Annotated in this window: 22 protein-coding genes; 6 read left to right on the forward strand and 16 right to left on the reverse strand. The window is 34.0% G+C overall.

Features of this window, described 5'->3' with window-relative positions; translation table 11 throughout:
* Nucleotides 1–395: 395 nt before the first annotated feature.
* From SLH48_RS17545 to SLH48_RS17555, 3 genes are read right to left on the reverse strand one after another with little or no spacing between them, the layout of a single operon-like run.
* Complete coding sequence (locus SLH48_RS17545) at nt 396–908, reverse strand: GNAT family N-acetyltransferase (protein WP_320259211.1); 513 nt, start codon at nt 906–908, stop codon at nt 396–398.
* On the reverse strand, nt 898–1,395 hold the full coding sequence (locus SLH48_RS17550; protein ID WP_320259212.1) for a GNAT family N-acetyltransferase: 498 nt from the start codon (nt 1,393–1,395) through the stop codon (nt 898–900). Before SLH48_RS17550 ends, SLH48_RS17545 begins: the two co-directional genes overlap by 11 nt.
* Before the next feature lie 50 nt (nt 1,396–1,445).
* On the reverse strand, nt 1,446–3,206 hold the full coding sequence (locus tag SLH48_RS17555; RefSeq protein WP_320259213.1) for an ABC transporter substrate-binding protein: 1,761 nt from the start codon (nt 3,204–3,206) through the stop codon (nt 1,446–1,448).
* Between the two features lie 166 nt (nt 3,207–3,372).
* Here SLH48_RS17555 and SLH48_RS17560 point away from each other — a divergent pair, with 166 nt between their 5' ends.
* Both SLH48_RS17560 and SLH48_RS17565 read left to right on the forward strand, forming a co-directional pair.
* Nucleotides 3,373–4,602 carry an MFS transporter gene (locus SLH48_RS17560; protein WP_320259214.1) on the forward strand — a complete coding sequence of 410 codons (1,230 nt, stop codon included), beginning with the start codon at nt 3,373–3,375 and terminating at the stop codon, nt 4,600–4,602.
* Nucleotides 4,603–4,809: 207 nt separating this feature from the next.
* Nucleotides 4,810–5,613: an EcsC family protein gene (locus SLH48_RS17565; RefSeq protein ID WP_320259215.1), complete on the forward strand. Its 804-nt coding sequence runs from the start codon at nt 4,810–4,812 to the stop codon at nt 5,611–5,613.
* Nucleotides 5,614–5,718: 105 nt separating this feature from the next.
* Here the strand turns inward: SLH48_RS17565 and SLH48_RS22535 are convergent, their stop codons facing one another.
* The 4 genes from SLH48_RS22535 to SLH48_RS17580 form a co-directional block, all read right to left on the reverse strand.
* Nucleotides 5,719–5,955, reverse strand: coding sequence for a hypothetical protein (locus tag SLH48_RS22535; RefSeq protein ID WP_413785441.1), 237 nt, complete (start codon nt 5,953–5,955; stop codon nt 5,719–5,721).
* Between the two features lie 22 nt (nt 5,956–5,977).
* Nucleotides 5,978–6,172, reverse strand: coding sequence for a hypothetical protein (locus SLH48_RS17570; RefSeq protein WP_320259216.1), 195 nt, complete (start codon nt 6,170–6,172; stop codon nt 5,978–5,980).
* A 67-nt stretch (nt 6,173–6,239) separates the two neighbouring features.
* Nucleotides 6,240–6,710 (reverse strand): DinB family protein, encoded by a 471-nt coding sequence (locus SLH48_RS17575; protein ID WP_320259217.1) that lies wholly within the window; start codon nt 6,708–6,710, stop codon nt 6,240–6,242.
* A gap of 55 nt (nt 6,711–6,765) precedes the next feature.
* Nucleotides 6,766–7,407 carry a class I SAM-dependent methyltransferase gene (locus tag SLH48_RS17580; protein ID WP_320259218.1) on the reverse strand — a complete coding sequence of 214 codons (642 nt, stop codon included), beginning with the start codon at nt 7,405–7,407 and terminating at the stop codon, nt 6,766–6,768.
* Nucleotides 7,408–7,598: 191 nt separating this feature from the next.
* Here SLH48_RS17580 and SLH48_RS17585 point away from each other — a divergent pair, with 191 nt between their 5' ends.
* Nucleotides 7,599–7,835, forward strand: a complete 237-nt coding sequence (locus tag SLH48_RS17585; RefSeq protein WP_320259219.1) for a hypothetical protein — start codon at nt 7,599–7,601, stop codon at nt 7,833–7,835.
* Between the two features lie 101 nt (nt 7,836–7,936).
* The gene (locus SLH48_RS17590) at nt 7,937–8,500 is read left to right on the forward strand and encodes a hypothetical protein (RefSeq protein WP_320259220.1); all 564 of its coding nucleotides are present in this window, start codon (nt 7,937–7,939) and stop codon (nt 8,498–8,500) included.
* A gap of 272 nt (nt 8,501–8,772) precedes the next feature.
* On the opposite strand, the gene SLH48_RS17595 is transcribed toward SLH48_RS17590, so the two are convergent.
* Together SLH48_RS17595 and SLH48_RS17600 are read right to left on the reverse strand one after the other, a co-directional pair.
* Nucleotides 8,773–9,060, reverse strand: coding sequence for a hypothetical protein (locus SLH48_RS17595; RefSeq protein WP_320259221.1), 288 nt, complete (start codon nt 9,058–9,060; stop codon nt 8,773–8,775).
* Entirely contained in the window at nt 9,050–9,472 is a 423-nt protein-coding gene (locus SLH48_RS17600) for a class I SAM-dependent methyltransferase (RefSeq protein WP_320259222.1), read from the reverse strand. Before SLH48_RS17600 ends, SLH48_RS17595 begins: the two co-directional genes overlap by 11 nt.
* Before the next feature lie 117 nt (nt 9,473–9,589).
* Here SLH48_RS17600 and SLH48_RS17605 point away from each other — a divergent pair, with 117 nt between their 5' ends.
* A complete protein-coding gene (locus SLH48_RS17605; RefSeq protein WP_320259223.1) occupies nt 9,590–10,525 on the forward strand; it encodes an ATP-binding cassette domain-containing protein in 936 nt (311 codons plus the stop codon).
* Nucleotides 10,518–11,756 (forward strand): ABC transporter permease, encoded by a 1,239-nt coding sequence (locus SLH48_RS17610; protein ID WP_320259224.1) that lies wholly within the window; start codon nt 10,518–10,520, stop codon nt 11,754–11,756. Before SLH48_RS17605 ends, SLH48_RS17610 begins: the two co-directional genes overlap by 8 nt.
* A gap of 117 nt (nt 11,757–11,873) precedes the next feature.
* Here SLH48_RS17610 and SLH48_RS17615 read toward each other — a convergent pair whose 3' ends face one another.
* The 7 genes from SLH48_RS17615 to SLH48_RS17645 all read right to left on the reverse strand — a co-directional run bounded on the left by SLH48_RS17615 (nt 11,874) and on the right by SLH48_RS17645 (nt 16,541).
* Nucleotides 11,874–12,071: a helix-turn-helix transcriptional regulator gene (locus SLH48_RS17615; RefSeq protein WP_320259225.1), complete on the reverse strand. Its 198-nt coding sequence runs from the start codon at nt 12,069–12,071 to the stop codon at nt 11,874–11,876.
* Complete coding sequence (locus SLH48_RS17620) at nt 12,068–12,592, reverse strand: DUF6773 family protein (protein ID WP_320259226.1); 525 nt, start codon at nt 12,590–12,592, stop codon at nt 12,068–12,070. Before SLH48_RS17620 ends, SLH48_RS17615 begins: the two co-directional genes overlap by 4 nt.
* Nucleotides 12,593–13,036: 444 nt before the next feature.
* Nucleotides 13,037–13,291 (reverse strand): hypothetical protein, encoded by a 255-nt coding sequence (locus SLH48_RS17625; protein ID WP_320259227.1) that lies wholly within the window; start codon nt 13,289–13,291, stop codon nt 13,037–13,039.
* Nucleotides 13,292–13,472: 181 nt separating this feature from the next.
* Nucleotides 13,473–13,961 (reverse strand): SRPBCC domain-containing protein, encoded by a 489-nt coding sequence (locus SLH48_RS17630; RefSeq protein WP_320259228.1) that lies wholly within the window; start codon nt 13,959–13,961, stop codon nt 13,473–13,475.
* A 395-nt stretch (nt 13,962–14,356) separates the two neighbouring features.
* Complete coding sequence (locus SLH48_RS17635; protein WP_320259229.1) at nt 14,357–14,719, reverse strand: VOC family protein; 363 nt, start codon at nt 14,717–14,719, stop codon at nt 14,357–14,359.
* A gap of 204 nt (nt 14,720–14,923) precedes the next feature.
* The gene (locus SLH48_RS17640; RefSeq protein WP_320259230.1) at nt 14,924–15,721 is read right to left on the reverse strand and encodes an AraC family transcriptional regulator; all 798 of its coding nucleotides are present in this window, start codon (nt 15,719–15,721) and stop codon (nt 14,924–14,926) included.
* Nucleotides 15,722–15,782: 61 nt separating this feature from the next.
* Nucleotides 15,783–16,541, reverse strand: coding sequence for a MerR family transcriptional regulator (locus SLH48_RS17645; RefSeq protein WP_320259231.1), 759 nt, complete (start codon nt 16,539–16,541; stop codon nt 15,783–15,785).
* Between the last annotated feature and the right edge of the window lie 19 nt (nt 16,542–16,560).

Raw genomic sequence — 16,560 nt, forward strand, 5'->3', positions numbered from 1 at the left:
GTCCTCCATGCATAATGCCTACACGGTCTGCAAGCGCTTCTACATCTTTGAGATAATAACTATAAAAACTATCCATCATCCTGTAAATGGAATTTCGATAATCGGTCGTTTTTGCATAATAACTGGTCATAATCGCATTATTAAATTAAACAGCCCAAATGCCTTCGGGTAAATTTGCGAAGTGACCTCAAAGAGATAGACGCTGAAGCTAGACATAGAGTTCTCATACAGTGAAAGAACAAAAAATTATTTCTATATTTTCTTACCTTTTAAAAGCACAGCCACCTTTGACTGTACTTTTTAGGATTGATAATATAATAAATGACTTCTAAATCTCGTTCATATCAGACACATCACGCTCAGCTGATTGAAGCGCGCCTAACTCGACATAAAATCTATGAGAGAATATAACTTATGTCACTCCAACCATAAACGACTTCATTCAGTTTCTTCCCGGCTATTACAATTTCCAACGAGTCCATTTTTTTACCACCAAGAGCTTCATAGAATTGACACGCGCTATTATCTTCCAAGACGAACACAACCATACTATGTATCTTTAATTGTTTTAGATGTTCGATAATTGGCATTATAAGTTGTTTCCCTATGCCACATCCTTGATATTCTTGTAACAGATAGATGGCATATAACTCTCCCTCGTAGCCATCATACTGTCTTGACCTTTCCCTTCCACCATTTGCAAAGCCAACAATTTGACCTTTATTATTTTCCGCAACATATACATTTCCACTTGGGACAATCTCTTCCCATAGTTGTTCCCGACTTTTGTAGGATAACTTGTTTAAATACTCGTCTGGGACAATATGCTTGTATGTAGTCTTCCAACTATCTACATGTACTTTTGCAATAGACTTTACATCTTTTAAAACTGCTTTTCTAATTTTCACCTTTTCTCTCCCCCTCACTATTCAGTATGAGCTCCCAACGTTCCTCAACCATAGCAATGTTAGATAAAACAACTTCTTGTGTTTCTACTATTTCAAATCCAAACTTTTTATATAGATTTCTTGCAGCTATTAAGTCACTATTTGTCCACAAAATTATTTTCTTATACTTTTTTTCTGTAGAGAATTTGATGGCTGTCTTTATTAGTTGACTACCTATACCTAAACCTCTTGAAAGGGGGTCTATAAGAAATAAACCTAGCTGAGCAATTTCGCTATCAAACTGATTAATACAAACTGAACCTTTCAGATCTCCCTCTTTTTCTACCACCCATATATTTTCTCTAACATGGGCTCTATTGACGATATCCCAAACTTTTTTCTGAATAAATTCTTTAAATGATTCATCATAATGGTATTCCTTATGATAAATCTCGTAATGAGTACTAATAATATAATTGATATCTTCAAGCTTATAACTTCGAATCAATGTTATTCCCCTTTGAATAAAATATAACTTAAATTATGTAGTACCATGACCTATGTTGGATTCCCAAGTTGACCAGTTCTCTTCCATACCTTCCGATAATCTACTCTTCCGTTACTATCGAGTTCTAAATTTACATATCGGCTGTTTTTAGACTTGTACACAGTATGATAACGATGATATAAAAAATAGATAGCGTAGTTTCCTTTCAAATAATCTTCTGTTTGAAAGTACGTTTTCCATCGGGCAGTTTCATCTGTTAATTGTTTTATGTAGGAAACCTGTCGGTCAACGTATTGTCTCATTGGTTCATTTAGAAAGTGATAAATATTTATCACTTGTGATTGAAGTGCAGTAATTACTGATAATAGCTGGTCATCTGCAAGTGCAATCCCTCCGACAAATAGATCAAAATCTTGAAACTCTTCATATCCGCTAAAACGATGAAAATCTACTAGTTCAATATGTGAAGTGATATTTACTTTAAGTAATTGCTTTTGTAGGGTTTTGGCTTCCTCCTCAAAGTTTACTCCATCTCGAATTTGCTGCACTCCAATCTTCAGTATTATTTCTGTATCACTTATCATGCTACAATTCTTAACACCAGTAACACTGTTTTCAATAGACCGATCAGTTACAAAACTACACGCAGCTCGTCTACTTTCTTTTTCGACTAAATAATCCTGCTGATTTAACGAGCTACTGATTACCTCACGAAAATCTTGATCTCTCAATGGCCCATTTTTCTTACAGTTAAATGCAATAAAGGTTGCTCCTTTCTCTAGCATTTTTACTTGCTCCCATGATTCGTCTAAAGAATGTAATAGTAACGGAAGTCCCTCTTCCCCTTTAAATGGAGTTGGTGTTTTAATAATCTCTATTCTATCTAACCACGGCCTAACTCCAAAATATTTAGCAAATAACTCTAACCGAATGTTATTTTCATTGTGTTGCGTAATTTTATAAGGTCCACTTCCGATCGGAAATCGACGGAAATTCTCATGATCATTTTTAACCACTTCTAGAGGTACAATGGAGAATCTCATTCCCGATAAATGACGCGGAAATAAATAATCAACATTCTTTAATTGAAACTGGATAACATCCTTGTCAATTATTTCTATCCATTCCATGTTAGTCATAAGGATATCCTCTTTCGGGTACCTACTAAAAGTTAATTTTACATCCTCACTTGTTAACGCTCTACCATGATGAAACTTTATCCCTTTGTGTAAATAAAAGGTCCATAGCTTTCCATCAACACTTTCCCAGCTATGGGCAATACTTGGCATTAGTTGACATGTATTTGGATCATATTCTACCAGCCTATCAAAAATTTGTTGTACCATATGGGAATCGTGACGGGATTGAATATGTAGTGGATCCATCGATAAATCCGTTTCATAAAAAGGGTATGTCAGAATATCTAGATTTTCACCAGCTTTATTTCTTTGTTGTAGTCGTGAAAAGCCTACATGCTTTATAAACCACTCTTGGATATCAGTTCGTGAAGAATCACCTAAACTTTCCACAATACGAAAGGCTTGTTGATATTGACCTTGTTGAATTTTTTGTTTTGCGTAATTAAGACAAAGCTGCTCCTTAGAATAAATAATCGTAATTGTTGGCTTCTTTCCTCTACCTCTCTGGACTTTCCATTTAATGTAACCTTCATCATTTAAATACTGAACAATCGTTTTCACATGACGCTCTGAACAAGTTAAAAGCTCAGATATGTCAAAGATGGTTGTTTCATTCCCAACTCCAGGTTTAAAGTGTTCAGTAAGTTTTATTAAATAATCAAAGTATTTCATCTTTTCCCCCAATAAAAGGTGAACAGTTTAATTTAAACATCTCACTTTTTATTCACCTTTTTATATTTTACACTACTAATGCGTGTTTAAAAAAGAGGACAACAACACTGCGTAAGAAAGGGGTCGAACCCCTCAACTACTACATTAAACGATAAGGGGGATATGAATGGCTGTTCAAACCGCACAACAGCGGAGCGCACCATTAACATTATGGAGAAATAAAAATTTTCTACTTATTTGGTTTGGTTCAATGATTTCAAATTTCGGCATGCAAATGTATATTATTACAATCCCATTGCTCATTTATGATATAAGTCAATCAGCACTAGCGATGAGTACTATGCGTGCGATAGAGTTTTTCCCAAATATTTTTATTGGGATGATTGTGGGCGTGTTTGTAGATCGATTTAATCGCAAAAAAATGATGGCCTGGACGAGTTTTATCCAAGTTGCAACAATCACTGGAATTATCTTACTACTCATGACCGATCAGTTAGCCATCTGGCATTTATACATACTAGGATTTATTCTTTCTTCGGCAGGATATACATTTGGAAATGCTAACCATTCAGTTTTACCACAAATTGTTACAAAGGAACAATTAACTTCTGCAAATGCACAAATGACTTTCGTTAATACTTTTATCCAAATGATCGGTCCTGGATTAGCAGGTGCTGCTCTACTAGTATTTTCTTACACCTCAACTTTGATGGTATACATGGTATGTTTATTCATACTATACATTTGTGTACAGCTCATCCGTTTGCCTGCAAATAACCACACGACAAAACAGCATAATTCAATGTTACGTGATATAAAAGAAGGTATTGATGAACTGTTCTTTAATAAGACGTTATTAACACCAACGATCACCATACTATTTGTAAATTTCGCAGCGAGTCTTATAACAGGGGTACTTATCTTTTATGTAAAAGATCAACTAGGAGCTACATCTGCTCAAGTCGGGTTAATGTTTAGCATTTCTGCTATTGGAGGGTTACTAGGTGCTGCGATTATTAACCACATTCGTAAACAATTTGGAAGAGGAAACATTTTTACATTTTGTTTACTCATTGATGCATGTGCAATGGGGGTACTTATAGTTGCTCCAACATGGTGGGCAATTGGAATTTCACTAGCCATCCGTACGTTTGCAATTACAATGAGTAATATTGTATATTTTACAATCCGACAAGAATTTACACCTAATCACCTATTAGGTCGTGTTTCAGGAACGTCATCAATGCTTATGAAACTTACACTACCTCTTGGTTTATTCATTGCAGGTTTGTGGGCAGAATGGTTTTCAGTAAGAATTTTATTTATTTTCTCAACACTGATTATCCTAATTATGTTTATAAGGCTTTATTTTCATTCTTTTCGAAAGCTAGTCTAAACAGCAGTGTATTGCACATAGACTTTGTATTTACAACTAGTTCTATCAGGTGGAATTTATATCTTCCACCTATTCCTCATATAGTCGCTCCAAAAGTGGAAATGTTTATGTTATCACTATATTCACAAAGATATTATTAATATTTGTGAAACCTTTATTATTTTAATACGTATTTCTACTACCACATTCTATGAAAGGGCGCTAATAATGAACGAAACGATAGAGCATTTAAAAAATGAGTTAAAGAATTGTCAGGATTGGGAAAAAGACCAGAGCGACTTATGGTTTTGGGATAAGCTCGGACGGCTTCCTTTCAAACTGATTGACAGATTCACTCCAAAGTTTATACAAAACAAAGTTGGCGTAATCCTTGATGAACTAGGCACATACATCCAGTCAGGAGGCAGATATTTGAGCTCCATTTCTGCCGTGAAAAATTACTATCCAAATCAACAAATCAACACTTTAAAAGATGTAGATAATCTGCCAATTGCTAGCATGGATGAAGCTGCTGCCAAGCTATCTTTAAATCGCAAAAAAGTGGCCACCTTCCAAGGGGCAAGCACTGGAGTTGGAGGTATTTTCACTCTTACTATTGATATACCCATTTTACTCGGCATCCAACTGAAAACTCTTCAAGACATAGCTATTTGTTATGGATTTGACCCAACAGATAAAAATGAAAGAATTTTCATCGTGAAAGTATTACAATTCATTTCCTCTGATATTGTTGGTAAAAAGGCAATATTACAGCAGCTTACCATGTTCGAGTCCGATCAAAATGAGTCAAAAAGAGAGGTTGCAGCAGAGATTCAAGGGTGGAGAGAGGTCGTATTTTCCTATCGGGATCAAATTGGCTGGAAAAAACTTTTTCAAATAATACCAATTGCTGGACTGTTAATTGGTGCATTTATTAACCGCTCTGCAGTAAATGATATAGCTGAGGCAGGAGTAATGATGTATAGAAAAAGGGCAATCCTTAAACGTTTACAATTAATTGAATCAGAATAACAGCCGGAGAGCGTAAAATAGCTCACCGGCTTCCTTCTATTTTAATAGTAGTTTCGTATCATAATCACTGTTTCCTTAAACTTTTGAACAAATATTTTTTTACGGTTAAACCCTTATTGATTGGTTTACTAAATTTACTTCAATGTCGCTGTTACAAAGATTAAATCTTTCCTTCGATACACACTCAGTACAATACCTACAACCGTTGTATTTAGTACAGTGGGCATTAAACCATAGCTTAAATGGCAATGGGATACTAGTTAAAGGTAAAAAACCTAGCACCATAGAAATATTATAGACAGCATGAACAGTAAAGATAGAAATGTCACCCATGACTAGCATTCTTCCAAATTTGTCCGATATTTTATCGGTAAACAACGACCATTCTTGAAATCAAGAACGAAAGTATAATAACTAGTATAATAGCAATTATCCACCCTAACTCATATGCTACACCTAAAAAGGAAAAATCAGTGTGTGCAAACGGTACAAACTCTTTACCACTTTCATTTATCTGACCAAGCCAACCAGCATTTGACCAATACTCTCTAATGAACAAATAAAATTTTCAAATAGTTTTTTGGACCGATAATAAAAAAAAGCACACAAGGTGCCTAAAAAATTATTTATTCAAACAAATTAATATTTGGATCTTGTTTGTAATAATGAACTAATATCGCATGTAGCTGTCCTCTATGGTGATATAGGTGAGCGACAATTTCTAATAGCCAATCAAAACGGGTATATGTAACTCCCCAGTATGAAGTAGTCATTTGCATTAATTCTTTCTCACTATAAAATGCGTACCTTTCTTGCAATAACTGAACGTTATTCATTAACTCCTGTTTAATTTCCTCTTTGCTACTAAATACTTTTGATGAATAATAACTTTCCATTTCTTCTATCTTCTTTTCATCTGAAATATGTAAATCAGCCTCACAAATCATTGCGATATGTTTCAGTAGTTCACCGATTGAATGTTTATTTTCAGTAGGTCTTCTTGCTAAATCAGTATCCTCTAGCTTGTCAATTATGTCACATATTGATTGAGCAAGAACATTTATTTGCCTAAAGGCACTTTCACAAAATAGATTCATAACCTCACCTCAACTGACTCCCCTAATTGAGTGTCTATATATTAGTAACTACGTGTTATTTTACTAGATAAGATATCCACCAAAAACATTGACCAATCGTTATGTCTAAATTTCTAGCATAAGGTGTAAAAATTTCACGCAATTCAGCTTCGTTATAATAATTCTTAATTACTTCATATTGTGAACCGTTTTCTAATGTTCTTAATTTATATGTATCTTTACTACCTGCTTTTTCAATTAAGGATCCACCAATCGATTCAATATACACATTATCTGCCATAAAAATTTGTGCCCCTGTACCAACTCGTGCATGAAGTTGCTTTAAGAATTTTTCAATTTCATTTTTAGGAATATGAGAGAACCAATAGTTAGCAAAACTCGCATTAAAATTTCCTTGAACTTTATTCAACTCGTACGCATTTGCCTGCTGAAACAGAACTTTATTAGATGGTAGATTTTTTTCTACTGCTATCTCTAATACTTCTTCTGAAAAGTCAATAGCAGTAATATGGGATGCATCTTGAGCAACAAACTGCGTCCAATAACCCGTTCCACACGCAACTTCTAGCACATGTTTGTTTACAAATAGTGTACTCATCGATTCACGAATCGCCGCTTGCTCCTTCTGCCGTACTTCATCATTTCTATAATATACCCTTTCATACTCTTGAGCACGATTACTATAATATAAGTTCAATTGAATTCCCCCTTTGCACAAATTGGTTTATTTTAACATAACAAAAAGGTTATTTCAATACAGCTATCTCTTTAATTTTGATTTTATTTAGGTTCTTAATTTGCTGCTTTTTTCTCAAATTAGAACAGCTGCCCATTGTTTTGTTTTGGTTATTTTTATCTAAAAAATTTACAATAAAAATTTTTTTATGAATGATCATTAATTATAAATTTTCATTAAAAGAAGAGTTATATAGATGGGAATATATTGAAGCTGCTTCTTTTATTGGCATTGGTAATGGTCATAAGGTTATTAAGCTTACATACACGAACGGAGTAGAGCTTGAGCTTCAGGACGCAGTTTACAAAAATAATATGAAGATTATTAATGAAATTTTAAAGAAACATGAAGTAGCAATCGGAGTCAGTAATGAAAATGATAGGAAATAGTTCGTCCTTACTTTCTACTTTTCTCAATATGAATTTCACTACTATATTGCAAAAATAGTAGAAAAATGGTAAATTTTTTATAACTTTAAAAGGGGGATATTATGTATTCATCTAAACACACTATACTATTTTCAATAGGAGTCATTTTATTATTATCTTGCTGGCTAGCTCCTTTTTTCATTATTCGGATTTTTCAATCATTGTTTGTTGAAGGTTTGGAATATTCATGGTATTTTGCGCCGAACCTATCAGCATACTTTCTAATGGGAATAGCTTTAGGTCTTATAGGGCTAGCCTTAATGCTTTATGTTTTTTTATCAAGTAAAAAGGTGAAGAAGCTTATTACAAACAGTATGATGCTGATTGTAACTGTGATATCTGCAATCTTGATCTTCTTTGGTATGAATGATTATCTTTATATGACAAATGATGGTATCGTAGTCAATCAAACCACCTCTACAAAAGAGAAACTATACAAATGGGAAGATGTTGAAACTGCTAATTTAATTGCAAAAGAAAATGGAAAAAGAGTGATAGAATTTAAATATAGCAATGGTGATGTAAATGAATTCCGTGATAGGGTTTATATCCACAACGGTCAAATGATCAACCATATATTAAGAGGTAACGGTGTTGTAGTAGAGTTCATTAACAATAGTAAATAATGTTGGGACATTTAAGGTGCTGTCTCATAAGCCAAATAGCTTATGAGGCAACGCTCTTACAGGTACATTATGAATTACTCTATACAATGTCATCTCCTAATCTTATTTTCTTCCTACAATCATTTAATTAATCTATCTCACCATTCAGCCATGTACAGTTAATTATGAATCATGGCATGAAAAGCTACATTTATAAATTAACCTTTCATTCTTATATTCTAAAAATGATTAAATTCGATTCTTGTTAGAGATCTTAACCGAGTGATTAAGGACTATACTTTCTTACAAACATATATCATTTCTTGACTACTTTCATTTAACGGAGTTTGATCCCAAGAGCCGTAATCATCTATAATAGTGAACCCATGTTGATTTAATAACCTTTCCATTTCTAGCGGAAATACAAAGCGTAACGAAATACTATCTTTTTCTGTAGTAATCACATCTCCATCATTATTAATAATTTCTCTTCGTGATTTACAATGTAAAACTTGTGTAGGAGAATGATACGACTCACTGCGATATTCAACTACGCTTCGGTTACACTTATCAATATACATAGTTTTCTTTTCCGCTTTGTCGTCCCAATCCCTTACATTTGGATACCGAGCTATTATTTTCTAACGATAGCTTCGTACAATCCTGCATCATCCATTGAATTGATAACTTTGTATTATTCGTTTTCTTTGTTGCTTTTTTCAACATACCCTCATTTATATCGATACCTATCATACTAAAGCCACGTTTAGCTAATGGTATCGTTATTCTACCTGTACCACAGGCAAGATCAACAATCGTACCTTGCTGCTTCTCAGCCCATTCCAACAGTAGGATGTATAGGATGCTAGAATCATTAACAGTTGTTGGCTCAAATACCCAATTTTTAATTATTTCTCCGTAATTGTTAGACCATCTCCCATTACCGTTTGGTTTATCTAATTTTTCATATCTCCACGTTTCGCTATTTCCCACCTCTGGTAGATCAATAGTCTCTAAAACTCTCTCATATGTTCGACAAATTATGACACTACTTCACTTTAAATTATGGTAAATTAAAAAGCCGTAGATTTAAAAAGGGGGAAAACAGCTATGACTGAAGTGGTTCTCAAAGTTAATAAGCTAGGGAAGTATTTCAAGAAAAAATCCATCATTCAAGACATATCATTTGAGGTCCACAAAGGAGAGATCATGGCCATCCTAGGGCCTAACGGTGCTGGTAAATCAACAACGATCCGAAACATTATGGGTATTTTGTATCCTGACGAAGGATCAGTAGCTTTCAATAATCATGCTGAAAAGGAAATTCCACGCTACAAAATTGGCTATTTACCTGAGGAACGTGGGCTCTATAAAAATGTTACTGTAATGGATATCCTGCTTTATTTCGCAGAACTCAAGGACTATCCAAAAAAGAAAGCCAAACAACGCGCTTTACACTATCTTGCTAAATTAGGATTAGAAGGAAAAGACAAGGTTTCTGTTGAAGAATTGTCAAAAGGAATGGGGCAAAAAGTTCAGTTTATTGCTTCAATTATTCATGAACCTGAATTATTAATATTGGACGAACCGTTCTCAGGTTTAGATCCTGTTAGCCAAGAGCTATTCAAAACGGAAATTAAAGAATTGGCTAACAATGGTACAGCTATTCTATTATCTTCTCACCAGATGAACTTAGTTGAGGAACTATGTGATCGTTTATTTATGATTCACAAGGGACAAAAAGTTATTTCTGGAACGATGGATGAGGTGAAAACACAGTTTGCCAACTTTAAATGTACGATTCTAGGAAAAAATGACCTTGCCACATTAGAAAATATTCCTATGGTTGAACGTGTGGAACAGCATGAAAATACGTCTATACTTTATTTATCCCAACATGTAAGCATAAACAGTTGGTTAAAGGAAATTCCAAACGATCTAAACATTCAAGAGTTATCAATTGACCGTATTTCACTTCATGAAATCTTTGTTGATATTGCAACCGATAATCAATTACATCAGTCAGTAGGTGAAGCTAATGCGTAATAGTATGAAGGTAGCTAAATGGGAATTTAAACGCAACATTAAGAATAAATCTTTTTTAATCTCACTTATTATAACACCAATCATTTTTATCTTATTTGCAACATTACCTTCTTTATTAGAAGGGCTTGGAAATGACGATGAAGCAGTTACTGTCTATCTTTATGATGAACTGAACATCATGCCTCAAATTGAAAAGATTATAAAACAAGATGAATCCATAAATTGGTCCATCAAAAAAACAACATCTAATGAAGCAACAATGCTTGAGCAACTTAAAACTGAGGAAAATACAGCTTATATTCCTTTGTCGAAATCAATTTTATTAAGTGGGAATATACAAGTTTACACTAGTAAAGGTATAAACGATGATTTCTCAAGAGATCTACGTATCTTTACCCAACCTCTGCAATTATCAAGGTTGAATCAACTAGAATTAACCTCTGAGCAGTTGCAAGTGGTTACAAGTGAAATTGTATTTTCACCTGTGTTAGTAGAAGATACAGCTAAGGAAGGAAACAGCGCAACAGCTACTAGTCAAGACCCTCTAATAAGAATTATTCCTGGACTATTCGCTGGCATAATTTTGTTTTCGATAAGCATGACAGGAATGATGATATTCCAAAGTGCATCTCAGGAGAAAAAAGAGAAAGTAGCTGAAATTGTATTATCATCTGTAACGCCAGTAGAGCTAATGCAAGGTAAAATTATTGGTTACTTTTGGCTTGGAATGACTCAAGTAATTGTTTGGTTAGGGATCATTGTCCCAATCGTAGTCTTGAATTTCGATGAAATCCCAATTATTGAATATTTATTAGTTCCAGAGCTATTACTGTTATTATTTATCGCTATTGTTGGTTACCTTCTATTTGCTGCTATATTTGTAGGATTAGGAGCGACAGTAGAAGATGTCAATTCATCTAGTAATTTTCAAGGACTTGTATTGATGTTGCCATTTATGCCGTTTATATTTATTGGCCCTATTTTAGATAACCCATCAGGTTTAGCTGCTAAAATTGGCACGTATATTCCGTTTTCTTCACCTACAGTGCTATTAATGCGCCTTTCAATGCTAGAGGTTTGGCCATGGAAGGAGATTATTATTGCATTAGTCTTATTACTTATAAGCGTTTGGCTATTAATGAAAATCGCTGGGAAAATATTTAAAGTTGGTATTTTAATGTATGGTAAGAATGCTAGCCCGAAAGAAATTTGGAAGTGGCTAAGAGCATAAATTACAAAAAGGGCTGTCTACTAAGTCGTTTCTTGACTTATAGACGCCCCAGTTTAAAATTTCTACATTGGATATCATTTCTTTTTAATATTATCAATTCATAGAATGACAATGATATTAATCTTCATCCCAAAACAACTCATCTAGCGTTTTATTTAGTGCTTTACAAATAGCAAGACATAAGTGCAATGTAGGGTTGTACTTACCGAGTTCTATTAGACCAATTGTTTGCCTAGATACACCAACCTTGTTTGCCAATTCTTGTTGTGATAAATCATGTTCTACTCTGGCCATTTTTAGTTTTAAGTTTTTCACTTCCACTCACCTTGAATATCCTCCAGCCCTTTTCGTACAACTTGGCCACTCTTCTTGTTTGTAATTAGGAACGGTATGGATATAATACCAATAAAAAAAGGTACATACATCATAAAGGATGCGATGAAAACAATAATAAAGAAGTAGATAGATTCTCCTTTACTATTTGAATAATTTATGGCACTACTTGTTGCTAAAATGACTGATATAAATATTCCAATGATAAGACCAACAATTACATTTTTCGTAGATAGCTTTATCTTGCTATTACGATCATGCATCTCTGCTTCATCTGTAAAAATTCCTAAGTTCCCCGCTCGTATCATATAATACAAACCCGTAATAATTAAAATAATCAATTCTGTCAAAATAAATTTTGAACCTATCCCATACGCTATAAACTTTACAATTATTGAGATAATAGCTATACACATGATCATGAAATATATTTCTTTGTATATTTTGTTTTGCATATTCACAAGGCGCTCATCAATTTGTTTATGTCTTTTCCACCCTAACAATATTTTCACCCCTCGTTTTGTTTGGACACTTAAACCTATGAAAAATTATACAACTACATATTTCTTATTGCAATATATATATGTCATTTTAGCTTTTATATTTATCATTTAATGGTTTTATCATTAATACTTCTGACATATATTTCAGCTCGTCCTACGAAATGATCAAATAAAAAAAGCACCTCTGATGATAGGCACTAATTACTAATATTATATAATCACTATATAAATTTTAAAGCTCATCGTACAATCCTATCTTATTTCCTTACGAGCCATCAAAGGTAATTAAAGCAACTGATGTTCCTTCTATTGTTACGATGTCTTTAATATTGGCTGTTTTCGCATTGATAATTGTTTTTCGTATTAAGAAATAAACACGCACACAACTAGAGTTCGTGGCACCTTTACTTCTTTACAACGATGACTAACATATAGAACCACTGTTTATGGTGCTAATTTGGTAACAATAATAACAAAGTTTACGAAAAGAGCCTTAATTTTAGTACTTAATTCTTCTATGAGACATTCTCTTTCTAGCTCCATATTTTCTATACCTACACTCAAAAAGCCATTCCCAATAGGTGGTTGCCCCTCTGCAACTTGGAGCCATGCATTTTGTACAATTTTCCACTTTGCAAAACTCTCAATTACTACGATAAAATCAGACTTCCTATTGAAAAGCCTCTCGTTCCATCGCACCCCATCTTCTTAATCAGGTACTCTCACTTAAAAAGCGACACCTATATTCATTTCTAACTAAATCCCCTTCTATCTAATCATTCGCTGTAATATTCCAAATTGCATCTTTTCTTATATTATGTAACATTCAAATGATTTTAAAAGAAGACTAGCAAGATCATACTTTACTATTTATATATGCTTATTCTGGCTGACAACAAAGTTCGCCTTCACCCTTCTCTAATGCAGATTTCAGACTTCCAAGTGCCCCATGCCATGCCATCTCATGCCATTTAAATGCTTCTTCCCAAGCTGCTCCGAATCCCCACCCAAAATGCTCAAGTGTAACCTTGGTTTTTTCTTCCTCTTCTTCAAAAAGAACATTTACAAGTGTAAGATCATCTTGGTTGTTCATAATGGAAGCAAACTGATCAGGACCTTTCCAAGTGAATTCTAATTGCTTTGTTGGAACAAACCTTTTTATTTTGCAACCTTTTGTATTCATACCTTCAACATTTTCAGGGTTAAAATATAACTCAAATGCCCCACCTTCCTTAGGTTCAACTACGGTTATTGGTGCAAACCATTTGGAGACTCTATCGGAATTCGTCCATGCATGCCACACAAGATTTAATGGAGCATTAATAAGAACATCCTTTTTCAAGATACTTTTTCCTGTAGATGTTTTCAACAAAACCCTCTCCTTATAAATATGGACTTTATTTTATTGATTGCGAAAATATCATGTAATACTATACCCTCAAGCACCATTGAATTTAGTTTAGACTGTTTTCGCATAGATTGTTGTTTTTCGTATTTAGAAATACAACTAGCGTTCGTTGCATTTTTTCTTCTGTACAACGATGACTAACAATATATATAACCACTAAATTGATAAACAATAGGAATAAGCCTTAGTTAAGATTAGTAAATTCCTCGTTGTTTTTCTAATCATAACGTTTATTATTCATCGCTCTCTGCTTTTAGCTCTTTACACTTGTCGGTTACTTCAGGAAAATAAAAAGGTTGAATTGTGAAGCTCATGGAAAACAAAATTCCTTGACCGTTCTAAATGCACAAATATAATCAATTAAAGTTTGAAAACTCAACAAGTTCAATTTGATTTCCTGCTGGATCCTCTATGACAAGGTAACGACCCGGCGGGCATGGTTTAGGTTCACTGAATAGGAGCCTTACCCCTCTGGATTTTAACTCCGTCAAATCCTTATCAAGATCCTCTGATATAATACCAAATAGCACATTTTGGTTTGATGCGGTATTTTTCGTCCCTGTTTCCTCTAGAACAATCGGTACTTCATCTTGTACTAAACTAACTATCTTGTCACCATAATGCTCAGACACTTTAAAGTCCAACATCTTTGTATAAAAGTGAATTGCTTCTTGCATATTGTCTACTTTAACCGTAATGACACATACTTTATTTAACATAACACGACCTCCTTATTGTTCACATCCTTATTTTAACAATAATACATAGATAAAATTTCTCCTAGTTTGCTTTTTATTGTAACTACAGACAAGGTATTCTTTGTCTTGTGCAGTAGAGGGTGATGGAGTATGCCCCCTCATCATAAGCAGATAAAGTCTATGAATAAACGTGTTGATATGCACATCCTTTTCAAGTGATTACAGTCATTTTTTCCGTACTTTTTGTACCTGTTCTAATAATAATTGTGGTAAGTTGATTAAGATCGGTGGATCGAACGGCAAAGGGCTCCTTAACTTAATGTGTATCTCCTTATCTGTAGTACCTGTAACGTGAATCGGATCATCGTACATCCCACGGAAAGCATGTTCTAGCAAGAAATAATCTTTAGGATTCATACTTAGCGGTATACCTGCAGCAAGAGCATAATAGGTCCCAGTAGGGATTTGAGAAAATATACAACTCGATTGTTTTTGGGTAAATGCAGTTCCAATAGCTGGTCTTTCATCAGGGATCGGTCGAGGAAATAAGCCAACAAATATGAATCCTTTAAATTGCGCTGGTGCTTCTATATGACACGTTAGAACTGGTGGATGAAAGTATTGAATAACTGAATTTTCTCCTTCTGTGTATTGATTAACAAAATGATATAAGTCGTTTGTAGTTACCTGAAACTGCTTCGGTGGTAAACCTACAAATTGTTTGAATTTTGCACTAAAGCTTCCTAGGCTGCTAAAACCTATGGACATCATCGTCTTGATAATAGATGGAGAGGAATGTCTGACAAGCATTTGCTTACCCGCCTCAATGCGTAGCGCAGACAAATAATGACGAGGTGATATTCCTGTCACTTCTTTAAAAAACCTTGAAAAATGGAAAGAGCTATAGCCTACAAGTGACGCTAATTCTTCAGTCGTAATCTCTTTATCTAAGTTTTTTTTCATATATTCTACCGCTTGGACAACAGCTTTGACATGATCACCATTTCTTGTCAAGTTGTTCACCTGCTTTAAAAAATCTATTTTTCTTTTTTTAGTATGAGTTTTCTACATCACATCATTTCTTCTAGTTGACAGAATGCATTACAGGTATCATTAACTGAAAATAAGTTGCATCCTCACTTTCGTAACGCTCCATTTTTTGACCCTTAGGAATAAACCCATACTGCTGGATAACTTTCATATAATGAAAACAAATATACTCATTATGAATAGGATACTTGATCGTAGTGAAAAGCGTAGGTGGATAAGATTCGAAATTAATTCCTTCTTCGCTTACTTCATTATAATAACTCTTAATTTGGAAGCCAATTTCTCCTGTCATGTGAGTGTTATTTGTTTCATGTGTTCTTATGTAAATTTCAGGCATAATCGTCAAGCCAAGTTGTAGAGCTTTATGTCGGTCAGACTCAATAAATGCGTGAAATGGGTTCATTTTTCGTTCAACAGTATGTGTAAACCATATAAAATCTCTAGGTTCATTCCATTTAACTAAGTAAATGCCTTCATTTTCGGGATGAAAGCCTCCTAAATACTTTTGTGCAATATGTAATGCAGAAAGCTTTGATTCGATATTTTCTCTCCAACCCATAACAAGCTTTGATTTCGTTTCATGATCAGCTGTTAAGTATAGTTGGATATCAGTGATAGAAACATCTGCCTGTCGAAGTGAATGTATAAACTGAGCTTGCTTAATTTGATTTTCCGTATACATACGGTATCCGTTAGCTAATCTTTCTTCAGGGACAAGAACTTGTTTCCGATCATAAAAACGTAAAGTACTAGATGGTATACCTGTTTTTTGTGCAAAATCGTTTATCTTCATCTATATTCACATCCCAATT

The organism is Cytobacillus sp. IB215316 (assembly GCF_033963865.1).
Taxonomy (GTDB): domain Bacteria; phylum Bacillota; class Bacilli; order Bacillales; family SM2101; genus Nanhaiella; species Nanhaiella sioensis.